This window comes from Mycobacterium lacus, from assembly GCF_010731535.1.
Lineage (GTDB): Bacteria > Actinomycetota > Actinomycetes > Mycobacteriales > Mycobacteriaceae > Mycobacterium > Mycobacterium lacus.
Window position 1 is genome coordinate 4614322 of sequence record NZ_AP022581.1, and the last position, 15133, is coordinate 4629454.

General features: G+C 68.0%; 10 protein-coding genes. All 10 read left to right on the forward strand.

Going from position 1 to position 15133, the window contains the following annotated elements; translation table 11 throughout:
• Positions 1-31: 31 nt before the first annotated feature.
• The 10 genes from G6N24_RS21315 to G6N24_RS21365 all read left to right on the forward strand — a co-directional run bounded on the left by G6N24_RS21315 (position 32) and on the right by G6N24_RS21365 (position 15076).
• On the forward strand, positions 32-1057 hold the full coding sequence (locus tag G6N24_RS21315) for a MinD/ParA family ATP-binding protein (protein ID WP_139822604.1): 1026 nt from the start codon (positions 32-34) through the stop codon (positions 1055-1057).
• The gene (gene eccD / locus G6N24_RS21320) at positions 1054-2583 is read left to right on the forward strand and encodes a type VII secretion integral membrane protein EccD (protein ID WP_085162660.1); all 1530 of its coding nucleotides are present in this window, start codon (positions 1054-1056) and stop codon (positions 2581-2583) included. Before G6N24_RS21315 ends, eccD begins: the two co-directional genes overlap by 4 nt.
• The gene (gene mycP, locus G6N24_RS21325; RefSeq protein WP_085162661.1) at positions 2568-4232 is read left to right on the forward strand and encodes a type VII secretion-associated serine protease mycosin; all 1665 of its coding nucleotides are present in this window, start codon (positions 2568-2570) and stop codon (positions 4230-4232) included. The genes eccD and mycP (G6N24_RS21325) overlap by 16 nt, the downstream gene beginning before the upstream one ends.
• Positions 4229-5833 (forward strand): type VII secretion protein EccE, encoded by a 1605-nt coding sequence (eccE, locus tag G6N24_RS21330; protein WP_085162732.1) that lies wholly within the window; start codon positions 4229-4231, stop codon positions 5831-5833. Before mycP (G6N24_RS21325) ends, eccE (G6N24_RS21330) begins: the two co-directional genes overlap by 4 nt.
• A gap of 11 nt (positions 5834-5844) precedes the next feature.
• Positions 5845-7698: a type VII secretion AAA-ATPase EccA gene (gene eccA, locus G6N24_RS21335; RefSeq protein WP_139822605.1), complete on the forward strand. Its 1854-nt coding sequence runs from the start codon at positions 5845-5847 to the stop codon at positions 7696-7698.
• 236 nt (positions 7699-7934) lie between these two features.
• Positions 7935-9275: a type VII secretion-associated serine protease mycosin gene (mycP, locus tag G6N24_RS21340; RefSeq protein ID WP_085162662.1), complete on the forward strand. Its 1341-nt coding sequence runs from the start codon at positions 7935-7937 to the stop codon at positions 9273-9275.
• Complete coding sequence (gene eccE / locus G6N24_RS21345) at positions 9272-10660, forward strand: type VII secretion protein EccE (RefSeq protein WP_085162663.1); 1389 nt, start codon at positions 9272-9274, stop codon at positions 10658-10660. Before mycP (G6N24_RS21340) ends, eccE (G6N24_RS21345) begins: the two co-directional genes overlap by 4 nt.
• 108 nt (positions 10661-10768) lie before the next feature.
• Positions 10769-12154 (forward strand): EspB family ESX-1 secretion system-associated protein, encoded by a 1386-nt coding sequence (gene espB, locus G6N24_RS21350; protein ID WP_085162664.1) that lies wholly within the window; start codon positions 10769-10771, stop codon positions 12152-12154.
• A 2-nt stretch (positions 12155-12156) separates the two neighbouring features.
• The gene (locus G6N24_RS21355; RefSeq protein WP_085162665.1) at positions 12157-12501 is read left to right on the forward strand and encodes a YbaB/EbfC family nucleoid-associated protein; all 345 of its coding nucleotides are present in this window, start codon (positions 12157-12159) and stop codon (positions 12499-12501) included.
• Positions 12502-12817: 316 nt separating this feature from the next.
• Positions 12818-15076 carry a secretion protein EspK gene (locus G6N24_RS21365; RefSeq protein ID WP_085162666.1) on the forward strand — a complete coding sequence of 753 codons (2259 nt, stop codon included), beginning with the start codon at positions 12818-12820 and terminating at the stop codon, positions 15074-15076.
• The last annotated feature ends 57 nt before the right edge of the window (positions 15077-15133 follow it).

Sequence of the window (15133 nt, forward strand, 5' to 3'; positions counted from 1 at the left end):
TGCAATCGCTAATCGTGTTAGCATCGCCGTCGTGATGAGCCCTTGGAATGACCCGAATATGTCGGACGAAGGTGCGCTCGGACAGGGGGATCCTGCGGGGCGGCGCCACTTTCGGGATTCGGTATCCGACACCATGCGGATTACCGATCTGGCGGCACCCCGAAAGATTCCCCCGGGCGCAGGTTGGCGCAAATTCGTCTACGTCGCGTCATTTCACAAAATTAACCCGGGCGAATCGCCCCGTGAGCGACACTATCGTGATTTACAGGGCCGTATCCGCCGCCATATCCGTCGGCAATATGTTGTCACCGTCGTTTCGGGTAAGGGCGGCGTCGGGGTGACGACAATGGCCGCCTGTATCGGCGGTGTGTTCCGCGAATGCCGGCCGGATAACGTGATCGCGATCGACGCGGTGCCGGGCTTCGGCACTCTGGCCGACCGCATCGACGAATCGCCGCCGGGGGACTACACCGCCATCATCAACGACACCGACGTCCAAGGTTACGCGGACATTCGGGAACACCTCGGGCAAAACACGGTGGGACTTGACGTGCTGGCCGGAAATCGCACATCGGACCAGCCCAGGCCGCTGGTGCCGGCGATGTTCTCCGGCGTGTTGTCCCGGCTGCGGCGAACCCACACCGTCATCATCGTCGACACCTCCCCTGACCTCGAGCACGATGTGATGAAGCCGGTGCTGCAGAGCACCGACACCCTGGTGTTTGTCTCGGGCATCACCGCGGACAAGTCCCGGCCGGTGCTGCGCGCGGTGGACTACCTCAGGTCGCAGGGCTATCACGAGCTGGTCTCGCGTAGCACCGTGATCATCAACCACACCGACGGCATCACCGACAAGGATGCGCTGGCGTACTTGACTGAGCGATTCACCAAGGTGGGCGCCATCGTGGAAGTAATGCCGTTCGATCCGCACCTGGCGAAAGGCGGGATCATCGACACGGTCCACGAGCTAAAGAAAGGTTCGCGGTTACGGCTTTTCGAAATCACCGCGGGACTCGCCGACAAATACGTTCCGGACACCGAGCGGGCTGCGCCGTGACATCGCCGCATAAGGTTGCTTTCCCGGCGCGCTGTGCGGTCAACATTTGCTACGACAAGCATCTGTGCTCCCAGGTGTTCCCCGCGGGAATTCCGGTGGAGGGATTCTTCGAGGGAATGGTCGAGCTGTTCGACGCCGACCTGAAACGCAAAGGCTTCGACGGTGTTGCGTTGCCGGCGGGCAGCTACGAGTTGCACAAGATCAATGGTGTGCGGCTGGACATCAACAAGAGCCTCGACGAGCTTGGAGTTCAAGACGGCGACACGCTAGTGCTGGTGCCCCGGGTTGCCGGCGAGTCGTTCGAGCCGCAGTACGAGTCGCTGTCGACGGGCTTGGCGGCCATGGGCAAGTGGCTGGGCCGCGACGGCGGGGATCGGGTGTTTGCTCCGGTAACTCCGCTGACCGCCGCCCACACCGCCGTCGCGATCATCGCCATGGCGGTCGGCGTGGTGGTCGCTCTGGCGTTGCGGACCCGCGCACTCACCGACGCCCTAATCCCGGCTGCGATGGCCGGCGGGATCGGTGTGCTCCTGGTCATCGGCGCGCTGGTGGTGTGGTGGGGTTGGCGGGAGCGGCGCGACCTGTTCAGTGGGTTCGGGTGGCTGGCGGTGGTGTCGTTGGCCGTTGCCGGCGCCTGCGCGCCGCCGGGAGCGCTCGGCGCGGCGCATGCGCTGATCGGGCTCGTGGTGACAATTCTGGGCGCCATCGCGATCGGCGTGGCGACGAAGAAGTGGTGGCAGACCGCGGTGGTGACCGCGGTGGTGACGGTGTGCGGGATTCTTGCCGTGGTGGCCGTGATCCGGATGTTTCGGCCCGCTTCGGCGCAGGTGCTGGCGATCTGCGTGCTGGTCGCGCTAGTTGTCCTGGTCAGGATGGCCCCGACGATCGCGCTCTGGGTGGCACGGGTACGCCCCCCGCACTTCGGATCGATCACGGGACGCGACCTGTTCGCCCGCCGTGAGGGGATGCCCGTCGACACCGTGTCGCCGGTCAGCGAAGCCGACACCGAAGACGAGGACAACGAACTAACCGACATCTCCGCGCGTGGCGCCGCGATCGCCGCGTCGGCGCGACTGGTCAACGCGGTACAGGTCGGCATGTGCGTCGGAGTGTCGGCCGTGCTACCCGCGGCCGTGTGGGGGGTGCTGACGCCGGGACGTCCGTGGGCTTGGTTGGCGCTCGTGGTAGCCGGGCTGGTCGTGGGTATCTTCATCACCCAGGGCCGCGGATTCGCCGCGAAGTACCAGGCGGTGGCGCTGGTGTGCGGGGCCTCCGCCGCGGTGTGCGCGGGGGTTGTCAGGTATGCCGTTGCCGCGCCACGGGATGCCCAGGCCGGGCTGCTATGGCCCGCGCTGGCGGTGGTGGTTTTCGCCGCATTGGGTTTGGCCGCAGCGCTTCTGGTGCCTGCGATGCGGTTTCGGCCGCTTGTCCGGTTGACCGTGGAATGGCTTGAAGTGCTGGCCATGATCGTATTGCTGCCGGCGGCCGCGGCCCTCGGGGGGCTGTTCTCATGGCTGCGCCACTAACACGACCCTGGTTGCGCGCCGCGGCGGCGGGCGCAGCCGCCGCGCTGGTCGCCTTGTCAACCAATATGCCTGCCGCACAAGCCATCCCACCGCCGTCCGTGGATCCGGGAATGGTGCCGCCCGACGGGCCGCCGCGACCTGACCAGCCGATGCGCCGCGCGAACAGCTGCTCCACGCCGATCACCGTGAAAAACCCGGACGTGGCGCAGCTGGCGCCGGGCTTCAACCTGCTCAACATCAGCAAGGCCTGGCAATACAGCACCGGCAACGGTGTGCCCGTGGCGGTTATCGACACGGGCGTCACTCCCAACCCGCGATTGCCGGTGGTGTCGGGCGGCGACTACATCATGGGCGAAGACGGCCTGTCGGATTGTGACGCGCATGGCACGGTGGTGAGTTCCATCATTGGCGCTGTGCCGCAGGGGATCTTGCCGATGCCACGGCCAATGCCGGCCACCCCGGCGTTCCCGCCGCCGGCCGGGCCGCCACCGGTCACCGCTGCGCCCGCGCCGCCGGTGGAGGTTCCACCCCCGATACTCCCGCCACCGCCGCCGACCCCGGTGACGATCACGCAAACCATTGCGCCGCCACCCCCACCACCACCCGAGGACGGAGGCGGCATGGCGCCCTCCAACGGGCCGCCGGATCCGCAAACCGAGGACGAGCCCGCGGTGCCGCCGCCCGCGCCGGGCGCCCCGGACGGGGTGGTCGGGGTTGCCCCGCACGCGATCGTCATCTCGATCCGCCAGTCCTCACGGGCCTTCGAGGCGGTCAACCCGCCGCCGGGCGATCCCAACTCCGACGAGCGGGTCAAAGCCGGCACCCTCAACACGGTGGCCCGCGCAGTGGTACATGCGGCAAACATGGGGGCGAAGGTGATCAACATTTCGGTGACCTCATGCCTGCCGGCAGTGGCCCCCGCCGATCAGCGGGCGCTGGGTGCGGCGCTGTGGTATGCGGCCACCGTCAAGGACGCGGTGATCGTGGCCGCGGCCGGAAACGACGGGGAAGCAGGTTGCGATAACAACCCGACGTTTGACCCACTGGACCCGTCGGATCCACGCGACTGGCATCAAGTCAAGACGGTATCCTCACCGTCCTGGTTCGCCGATTACGTCCTGTCGGTCGGTGCTGTCGATGCCGGTGGCGCCGCGCTCGACAAGAGCATGTCCGGTCCCTGGGTCGCCGTTGCCGCGCCGGGCACCCACATTATGGGTCTCTCGCCCCAAGGCGGCGGACCGGTCAACGCCTACCCGCCGACGAGGCCGGGCGAGAAGAACATGCCGTTTTGGGGCACCAGCTTCTCGGCGGCTTACGTCAGCGGTGTCGCGGCGCTGGTGCGGGCGAAGTTTCCCGATCTCAGCGCCCACCAGGTGATCAATCGGATCGTGCAGTCGGCGCACAATCCGCCCGCGGGGGTGGACAACAAGGTGGGGTATGGGCTGGTCGACCCGGTCGCAGCGCTGACGTTCAACATCCCCGCTGGCGAGCGGGTGGCCCCGGGTTCACAGAGCCGGCTGATCACACCCGCGCCGCCCCCGGTGCCGCCGGATCACCGGGCGCGCAACATCGCCATCGGATTCGTCGGCGCGGTGGCGGCCGGTGTGCTGGTGGCGATGATCGCGGCGTGGCTGCGGAGGGCGCGATGACCCCGAAGCTGACCGGGTTCAGCCCGGTCGGCAAGTGGCGCGTGGCCGGGGTGTGGGCGACGTTCGTGCTCACGTTGGGCGGCTGGGCACTGGGCGGCTACGTCGGCGCGGGGATCGCTGTGGCGGTTGGCATCGCCCTGGTGTTCGTCCGGTGGTGGGGTCAGCCGGCGTGGTCGTGGGCGGTGCTGGGCCTGCGTGGCAGGCGGCCAATAAGCTGGGATGCCCCGATTACCGTGGCCAGCAACCGATCCGGCGGGGGTGTCCGCGTGCAAGACGGGACCGCGGTGGTCGCGGTGCAACTGCTCGGTCGAGGGCACCAGGCGACCACGGTGACGGGCTCGGTGACCGTCGAGACCGACAACGTCATCGACATCGTCGAACTGGTGCCGATGCTGCACCACCCGCTGGGCCTGCGACTCGACTCGATCAGCGCCGTCACATTCGGCTCTCGGCACGGCACCGTTGGTGACTATCCACGGGTGTATGACGCGGAGATCGGCACCCCGCCATATGCGGGGCGACGCGAAACGTGGCTGATCATGCGGCTGCGGGTGATCGACAACAGCCAAGCGTTACGGTGGCGCACGACCGTTGGGACAGCCGCTATTTCGGTCGCCCAACGCATCGCGGGCTCGCTGCGCTGCCAAGGGTTGCGGGCCAAGGTGGCCACCGCCACCGACCTGGCCGAGCTCGATCGCCGGCTGGGATCGGATGCGGTGGCCGGGCGTGCGCAGCGGTGGAAGGCCATCCGCGGCGAAGCCGGGTGGATGACGACCTATGCCTACCCGGTCGAGGCGATCACGTCGCGGGTTCTCTCGCAGGCATGGACGCTGCGCGCCGACGAGGTCATCCAGAACGTCACCATCTATCCGGACGCGACCTGCACCGCTACCGTAACCGTGCGCACCCCGACGCCGGCGCCTACCCCGCCCAGTGTGCTCTTGCGGCGGCTCAACGGTGAGCAAGCCGCCGCGTCGGCGGCCAACATGTGCGGCCCGCGGCCACACCTGCGCGGACTGCGGCGCGGTCCGCTGCCGGCGCAGCTCATCACCGAGATCGGGACCTCGGGAGTGCTGATAGGCAAGCTGAGCAACGGGGACCGGCTGATGATCCCGCTCACCGATGCCGGTGAACTGTCGCGGGTCTTCGTCGCCGCCGACGACCCGATCGCCAAACGGATCGTGATCCGCACCGCCGGTGCCGGCGAGCGCGTCTGTGTGCACACCCGCGACCAGACCCGCTGGGCCAGCGTACGAATGCCGGAAGTCAGCGTCGTCAACACGTCCCGACCCACGCCCCGCACCACCGTCAGCGTCGTGGAGTACGCAGCGCCGCGCAAGAAGGGTGGCGACGAGGGCGGCGTTCTCGATATCGCGATCTCTCCGACACCGCGGCCGGCCACCGTGATCACCATCGCCCCCTCGGGCACGACGCTGCCCGAGGGCCTTCGGCACGGGTACGAGGTGACTATCGAGCAGGTTGACCGCGCAATGCTGAATGTGAGTGCGGCAGGACAACATTGGCTGGTGGAGATGGACCTGTTCCGCGCGGAGAACCGCTACGTCAGCGTTGAGCCCGTCACGATGTCCAGCGCCATATAGCAGCCACGAGGATGGTGGACACGATGGGTGATTTGCTCGCTGCGCGTCGGCATTTCGATCGGGCCATGGCGATCAAGAGCCGGCAGGGCCACGCGGCGGCGTTGCCCGAATTCGTGGCCGCCACCGACGCCGACCCCTCGATGGCTGACGCGTGGCTGGGGCGAATAGCCTGCGGCGACAACGACCTGGCATCGCTGAAACAGCTTCACGCCCACAGCGAATGGCTGCACCGTGAGACCACGCGGATCGGCCGGACGCTGGCCGCTGACATCCAGCTGGGCCCATACATCGGGATGACGGTCACCGACGCATCTCAGGTGGGGCTGGCGCTGTCGTCGGCGCTGACCATGGCCGGGGAGTACGCCGCGGCCGACGCGCTGTTGGCGAACCGTGAGCTGCTGCTGGATTCGTGGGGCAACCACCAGTGGCATCAGCTGGCCCGGGCGTTTCTGATGTACGCCACGCAGCGTTGGCCGGACGTGTTGTTGACGGCCGCCGAGGACCTGCCCGCGCAGGCGATCGTCATGTCGGCGGTAACGGCGTCGATTTGTGCGCTGGCCGCCCACGCCGCCGCGCATCTCGGGCAGGGGCGGGTGGCCCTGGACTGGCTGGACCGGGTCGACGTGATTGGGCACAACACGTCATCGGCCCGGTTCGACGCCAACGTGCTGACCGCCTCCATCGGTCCGGCCGACATTCCGCTGCTGGCAGCCGATCTGGCGTATGTGCGGGGGATGGTGCATCGCCAGCTGCACGAGGAGGACAAGGCCCAGATCTGGCTCTCGAAGGCAACGATCAACGGCGTGCTGACCGACGCCGCCAAAGCGGCCCTGGCCGACCCCAACCTGCACCTGGTGGTGACCGACGAACAGGCCATCGCGAGCCGCACCGACCGTTGGGACGCCGCGACGGCAAAAAGCCGCGACCAACTCGATGACGACGACGCGGCAGGCCGGCGAGCGGAGCTGCTGGCCGAAGGCCGCGAGCTGCTGACCAAACAGGTGGGCCTGGCCGCGGTCAAGCAAGCGGTAGCCGCGCTCGAAGACCAGCTTGAAGTCCGCATGATGCGCCTTGAGCACGGCCTACCGGTGGAGGGACAGACCAATCACATGCTGCTGGTAGGGCCGCCGGGCACGGGTAAGACGACCACCGCCGAAGCGCTGGGCAAGATCTACGCCGGCATGGGGATCGTGCGTCACCCCGAAATTCGGGAGGTCCGCCGGTCGGACTTCTGCGGCCACTACATCGGCGAATCGGGTCCCAAGACGAACCAGCTGATCGAAAAGTCGCTTGGGCGAATCATTTTCATGGACGAGTTCTACACCCTGGTCGAACGCCATCAGGACGGGACGCCGGACATGATCGGCATGGAGGCGGTCAACCAACTTCTGGTTCAGTTGGAAGCGCACCGATTCGACTTCTGCTTCATCGGGGCCGGCTATGAGGACCAAGTTGACGAATTCCTCGCGGTAAACCCGGGTTTGGCCGGCAGGTTCAACCGAAAACTTCGGTTCGAGTCCTACTCGCCCGCTGAGATCGTGGAAATTGCCCACCGCTACGCCACTCCACGGGCCAGCCTGCTTGACGACGCCGCGCGAGAGACATTTCTGGACGCCGCCACCACCATTCGCAACTACACCACTCCCAGCGGGCAGCACGGTATCGACGCGATGCAGAATGGCCGGTTCGCCCGCAATGTCATCGAACGTGCCGAGGGCTTCCGGGACAGTCGGGTGGTCGCGCAAAAACGCGCGGGCCAGCCGGTGTCGGTTCAGGATCTGCAGATCATCACCGCCGCCGACATCCAGGGCGCGGTGCGCAGCGTGTGTTCGGACAACCGCGACATGGCCGCCATCGTTTGGTAAAGGTGATGGAACGCACGTTTTGCGCCTGCACAGCGGCGAATCCGCTTGGCTGTGGCCCAATGTCGTGACGAACAGGAGTCGGCGGGAGTCGATTGCGACACAGAGTAGACGACGCCGGTCAGCCGTCGAGAGAAAAGGCGTCGGTCACGCGCCGGTAAAGTCTAAGTCTAAGTCTAAGATGCACGCAGGCCCGACGGCAGGGCAGCGGCGCGGCTAAAGAATGGAGAGGTTCGGCGGTGCACCGGATCTTGCTGATGACGGTGGCGCTGGCATTGCTCACCGCGGCGCCCGCCCTGGCGATCGCCCCACCCTCGATCGACCCGGGCGCGGTCCCGCCCGACGTGACGGGGCCCGACCAGCCCACCGAACAGCGTGTCCTGTGTTCGGCGCCCACCACGTTGCCCGATTCCAGCTTTCACGATCCGCCGTGGAGTAACACGTACATCGGGGTCGCCGAGGCCCACAAGTTTGCGACCGGGGCCGGGGTGACGGTGGCCGTGATCGACACCGGTGTCAACGCCTCGCCGCGGGTGCCGGCGGAGGCGGGCGGCGATTTCGTCGATCAGGCCGGCAACGGGTTGTCCGACTGCGATGCCCACGGGACACTCACCGCATCGATCATCGCCGGCCGGCCCGCGCCCACCGACGGGTTCGTCGGCGTCGCGCCGGATGCGCGGCTGGTTTCTCTGCGCCAAACCTCGGAGGCCTTCGAACCGGTTGGCTCGCAACCCAACCCCAACGACCCCAACTCCACACCGGCTGCCGGGTCCATCCGCAGCCTGGCCCGCGCGGTGGTGCATGCCGCCAATCTCGGCGCGGGCGTGATCAACATTAGCGAGGCGGCCTGTTACAAGGTGAGCAAACCGATCGACGAGTCCACGCTGGGTGGGGCGATCAACTACGCGGTCAACGCCAAGGGCGCGGTGGTCATCGTCGCGGCCGGCAACACCGGTGGCGACTGCGCGCAGAATCCGCTGCCGGACGCGTCGCGGCCCGACGACCCGCGGGGCTGGAACAAGGTGCAGACGGTTGTCACCCCGGCGTGGTACGCGCCGTTGGTGCTGACGGTAGGGGGCATCGGCCCGACGGGGGCGCCGAGTTCATTCTCGATGCACGGACCGTGGGTGGGGGTGGCGGCACCGGCGGAGAACATCGTCGCCCTGGGTGATCGCGGCGACCCGGTGAACGCGTTGCAAGGCAGGGAGGGGCCGGTCCCGATCGCCGGCACCTCGTTTGCCGCCGCGTACGTTTCGGGTCTGGCGGCGCTGCTGCGACAGAAGTTTCCGGACCTGACACCGGTGCAGATCATGAACCGGATCACCGCGACCGCGCGGCACCCGGGAGGCGGGGTCGACAACCTTGTCGGCGCGGGCGTCATCGATGCCGTCGCCGCACTGACGTGGGACATTCCGCCCGGCCCGGGCTCGGCACCGTTCAGCGTCCGGCGCATTCCACCCCCGGTGATAGCGCCCGGACCCGATCATCGCCCGATCACGGTCGTGGCATTGGCGGTGGTGGGCCTGGTGCTGGCCCTGGGACTGGGCGCGCTGGCCGCGCGAGCCTTGAGACGCCGATGAGGAATCCACTGCGGCTGCGGTTCAGCACCGGGCACACGGTGATCATCGCGGTGTTGGCGCCGGCATGCATCCTGGTGTTCTTGCCCACCAGCTACTGGTGGGCAGGCATCGCCCTGGCGGCGGCGGGAGCCATCGTGGCCTTCGTCACCTTTTACGGTCGACGGGCAACCGGCTGGGTGGCGACGGTCTACGCGTGGCTGCGGCGGCACCGCAAGCCGCCGCAGGCTCCTTCGGAGCCCGTCGTCGGCGCCACCGTGAAGCCGGGAGACCACGTGGCGGTGCGCTGGCAACGCGAGCACCTGATTGCGGTCATCGAACTCAAGCCCCGCCCGTTCACGCCGACGGTCATCGTCGACGGGCAAGCCCATACCGACGACGTGCTTGACACCCGGCTGTTGCAGGAGCTGCTATCGGTGCACTGTCCGGACTTGGAGGCCGAGGTGGTGTCGGCCGGCTACCGGGTCGGCAAGACGGCGGCGCCCGAGGTGGTGAGCCTGTATCAGCGGGTGATCGGTGCCGACCCGGCCCCCGCGAACCGACGGACCTGGATCATGCTGCGCGCCGACCCGGAACGCACCTGCAAGTCGGCGCAGCGGCGCGATGAAGGCGTCGCCGGATTGGCCCGGTATCTGGTGGCCTCGGCGACGCGCATCGCCGACAACCTGGCCAGCAATGGGGTTGACGCCGTGTGCGGGCGCAGCTTCGACGATTTCGACCACGCCACCGACATCGGATTTGAGCGCGAGCGGTGGTCGATGATCAAGGGCCGCGACGCCTATACCGCCGCCTACACAGCCCCCGGTGGCCCGGACTTGTGGTGGTCGGCGCGGGCCGACCACACCATCACCAGGGTCCGAATAGCACCGGATATGCCGCCGCAGACCACGGTGCTGCTGACGACCGCAGGCAAGCCCAAGACGCCACGGGGCTTCTCCCGGCTGTTCGGTGGACAGCGGCCCGCGTTGCAGGGCCAGAACCTCGTCGCCAATCGCCATTGCCAACTGCCGATCGGCTCCGCGGGCGTGCTGGTCGGTGAGACGGTCAACCGGTGCCCGGTCTATATGCCGTTCGACGACGTAGACGCCAGCATCGCCCTCGGGGACGCACAGACATTCACGCAATTCGCGGTCCGCGCGGCGGCCGCGGGCGGCATCGTCACCGTCGGACCGCAATTCGAGGAATTCGCCAGGTTGATCGGCGCGCACATCGGGCCGGTGGCCAAGGTTGCGTGGCCGAACGCGACGACCTACCTGGGTCCGCACGCCGGCGTCGACCGGGTGATGCTGCGCCATAACGTCATCGGAACCCCGCGACATCGCCAGTTGCCGATCCGGCGAATTTCCCCACCGGAGGAAAGTCGCTACCAGATGGCCTTGCCGAAGTAGCGCGGACGTCCACGACTCGGGCGTGCAGGGCAGGCCTGGAATTTTTTGGTGCAGGAACCACGCAATTCAGCGACGATAATGGCTGTAGCACTAAGGAAGGTGATCCGAATGAGTCAGCCGCAGACCGTGACGGTGGATCAGCAAGAAATTTTGAACAGGGCCAACGAAGTGGAGGCCCCAATGGCCGTCGCGCCAACCGATGTTCCCGCGGCTCCTTGCGCGCTGACGGCGGCTGAGAACGCGGCCCAACAACTCACGGTGTCCGCCGACAACATGCGGCTCTACCTGCAGGCGGGCGCGCGGGAGCGGTCGCGTCTGGCGACGTCGCTGCGCAACGCGGCCAAAGCGTACGGCGACGTCGACGAACAATCGGCGACAGCCCTGAACAGCGACGGCGGGACCGTGGAGGCCGAATCGGCCGGTGGCGCGGGAGGGGATAGCTCGGCGGGGCTGCAGGACACCCCGAAAGTGGCGGCAGCGGGTGACCCGGACTTCACTTCCCTCAAAGCGGCAGCAACGAAACTCGAATCAGGGGACCAGGGCGCGTCGTTGGCCAACTTTGCGGATGGGTGGAACAGCTTCAACCTGGCACTGCAGGGGGACCTCAAGCGGTTCCGGGTTTTTGAGAAGTGGGAAGGCGACGCGGCTACAGCGTGTGAGGCCTCGTTGGACCAGCAAAAGGAGTGGGTGGTCCACATGGCGAAACTGAGCGCCGCGATGGCTAAGCAGGCCCAATACATCGCACAGTTGCAAGTGTGGGCTAGGCGGTCGCATCCGTCGTTAGCGGATATCACCAAGCTGGAGGAATTGTCGAAAGACCCGGCCTACAAAGACCAAGCCATCAAGCTATACGCGGAGTACCAGTCGAAGTCGGAGCAGGTGTTGAGCGAGTACAACACCAAGGCAGACCTCGAACCGGTGAATCCGCCGAAGCCTCCCCCGGCGATCAAGATCGATCCGCCGCCGCCTCAGCAAGAACAGGGTTTGATACCCGGGTTCCTGATGCCGCCTTCGGACGGTTCCGGCGGAACCCCGTCCGGCATGACCCCGATGGCCCCCATGGCCCCGACCGCCGGGGCGGGTGGTGGCGGCTTGACGCCCGATACCGCGGCCGAGCTGACTTCGGCCGGCCGGGAGGCGGCGGCGAGTTTGCCGGGCGACCTGTCGGTCAAAGCGGCGTCGCTGGGCGGTGGCGGCGGAGGCGGCGGGGCGCCGTCCATGCCGTTGGCGCCCGCGACGGGCATCGACGGCGAATCCGTGCGACCCGCCGCCGCGGGTGACATCGCCGGCGCGGGCCAGGGGCGGGCCGGCGCGGGCGGCGGAATGGGCGCTGGCGGCATGGGTATGCCGATGGGCGCCCACGGCCAGGGCCAGGGCGGCTCCAAATCCAAGGGCGCACAGCAGGACGACGAGGCGCTCTACACCGAGGACAGGGCGTGGACCGAGGCCGTCATCGGTAACCGCCGCCGCCAGGACAGCAAGGAGTCGAAGTAAGCATGGAGGAAATGCCCCCGCAGGTCGCACAGGCGTTGGCGCTGGCGGCACGGTTTCAGTCGGCCCTGGACGGGACGCTGAACCAGATGAACACCGGGTCCTTCCGTGGCACCGATGCAGCCGAGACCGTCGAAGTCACGATCAACGGACACCAATGGCTCACGGGTGTGCGCATCGACGACGGTTTGATAAAAGCGCTGGGCGCGGAGGCGGTCGGCGCGCGGGTCAACGAGGCCCTTCAAAACGCGCAGGCCGCGGCGAGCGCATACAACGACGCCGCGAGCCAGCAGCTAGCGGCGGCACTGGCCGCCATGTCCAAGGCGGCCAACCCCCACGGGCTGTCGTAGCCGATCGCCGCTTCACCGCTGTGCAGGACCCTTCTGACAGGGGTGCGTGCACAGCGCTGTGCTGCACTGAGCGCGAGCATCGTGGCCGCGAAATTGCCGCATCTAGCAGGTCTTAGCCTCGGTTAGGCTTGTTAACCATGACGTCCGGTATCTTTCAGCCGCCGACGCGGCACCCGGGCCAGCGCCAGCGAAGCGACACCCTGAGCGACGGCCCCGGCCGTGCGGCATGCAGCGCGGCGATCCAACGATGCACCGCGGGTAACAACCCGGCCGGTGGAGTTGATGTGGCCCCGCTGTTGGCGGGAGGGGAGTAGCGATGGGCATCGGTAGACCGACGGGGGAGTACGCCGGGCAGATGCTCGAGCCGGGCGGTTGGCCGGAAGCCAACGAGGACACCTTCTACGATCGGGCACAGGAGTACAACCGGGTCCTGCGGCAGGTCACCGACGTGATGGACGCCTGCCGGCACCAGCAGGTTGAAGTCTTCGACGGCGGCGTCTGGTCCGGCGGTGCCGCCAACGCCGCCAACGGTGCCCTGGGCGCAAACCTCAATCAAATGAGCACCTTGCAGGATTACCTCGCCACCGTCATTACCTGGCACCGGCATATCGCCGGTTTGATCGTGCAAGCAAAGTCCGATATCGGCAACAACGTAGACAGCGCTCAACGGGAAATAAGCATTCTGGAAAACGACCCCGAGCTGGACGCCGAAGCACGAACCGCCGCGATTAATGCGTTGGTCCGCGCCGCCCATGAGGCCAACACCAGCCTCGTCGCCGAAACCGCCGAACAAGTCTTGGCATCCAAGAATTGGAAGCCGCCGAAAAACGCGCTCCAGGATCTGCTGCACCAGGTGACACCGCCAACCCCGGACATCCCGCATCTGGTTGTTCCGACCCCCGGCAGGCCGCGCCCAGACTTCCCGGCGCCGAAGCCCTTCGAGCCAACCCCGGTCACCCCGATCCCACCGGTCACCCCAAGACCCGACAAGCCGGTGACTCCCGTCGGACCCACTCCGGTCACGCCGGTGCGCCCGACGCCGATTACGCCGGGTCATCCGGTGGCGCCGGTAACGCCCGTTACGCCGGCGAACCCGGTCACTCCGATCACCCCAACCCCGGGGAAACCGGTCACCCCGGGCCACCCGGTTACCCCGATCACGCCGACCCCGGAAAAGCCGATCACGCCGGTGACACCGGTCAACCCGACGCCTGCGCCGACCCCGGCGCCATCCCCGCCTCCGCCGACCCCCGCCACGCCAACGCCCGCGCCGGCCCCGCAGCCGGCCCCGCAGCCGACCCCGGTGGGGCCCCCTGCGCCCGACCAGCCGTCGACGCCCGGGGACACGGGGACGCCGTCGACGCCGAGTACCCCGGGGACCGAGCCGGCGCATGTGAAGCCGGCGGCGGCGACGGATGCCCCCGCTGCGCCCAGCGTTCAACCCGCCGGCCCGTCGGGGCCGTCACAACCGGACGACTCATCATCGGCGATGGCGCCCGCCGCCGCCGGTGGTGGCATACCGGCGGCCGCGCGGGCGACGGCCGCGAGTCCGAGCGCGGGTGCGGCCGCCGCGTCAGCGGCGGGGTCGCGTGCTGGGGTTGGCCGCGCGCCGTTGGGTGCGTCCGGCGGGGCACCGGGAACGGCGACCCCCCGGGCGGCGGCGGCGCGTACCGCGCCTCCGGCCCGCCCGGCACCGCCGCCCGAGCACGACGACAGGCGCGAGAAACCCGCGGCGGCGGACGACGTGACGGTGTTGCTGTCGGTCCCGGTTTCGGCGGCACGGGCTGCGCGCGACGCCGTCGCCGCGGCCTCCCGCGCTCGCCGCGGCAAGGACGACCCGCTGCGGCTGGCGCGGCGGATCGCCGCCGCGCTGAACGCGCCCGACAGCGGCGGCGAGGGCGACTACGGGTTCTTCTGGATCACCGCGGTGACCACCGACGGCGAGATCGTCGTGGCCAACAGTTATGGGCTGGCATACATCCCCGACCAGGTCCAGCTACCCACCAAGGTGTACATGGCCAGTGCCGATCACGCGATCCCGGCCGACGAGAAAGCGCGCACAGCCACCTACCCGATCCTGGCGGTGCAGGGCTGGGCGGCCTACCACGACCTGAAACTGCGGGCGGTGATCGGCACCGCGGAGCAGTTGGCCAATTCCGATCCTGGCGCGGCCAAGATCGTGTTGGAACCGGACGACATCCCGGAGAGCGGCCAGATGACCGGCCGCTCCCGGCTGGAGGTGGTGAATCCCGCGGCCGCGGCCCAACTCGCAGAAACCGACGACCTGCGGTTGACCGACCTTTTGCCGCCGGCACCTGCTGGTGAAAACCCACCGGACGACGAGCGGCACATGCTGTGGTTCGAGCTGATGAAGCCGATGACCAGCACGGCTACCGGTCGCGAGGTCGCACACCTGCGGGCGTTTCACGCGTTTGCGGCCCACTCCCGCGAACTCGCACTGCACCAGGCGTACGCCGCGACCGAGGCGGAAGCCCAGCGCCCGGCCGTCGCGGACTGGCTGTACTGGCAATACGTCGTCGGGCTCCTCGAGAGCGCCCTCGCCGGGGCGTCCTGAGGCCCGAGCCCATTGCGCGAGTGTGAATCTCACGATGCCCCGCCGGCTTAGCCTCAA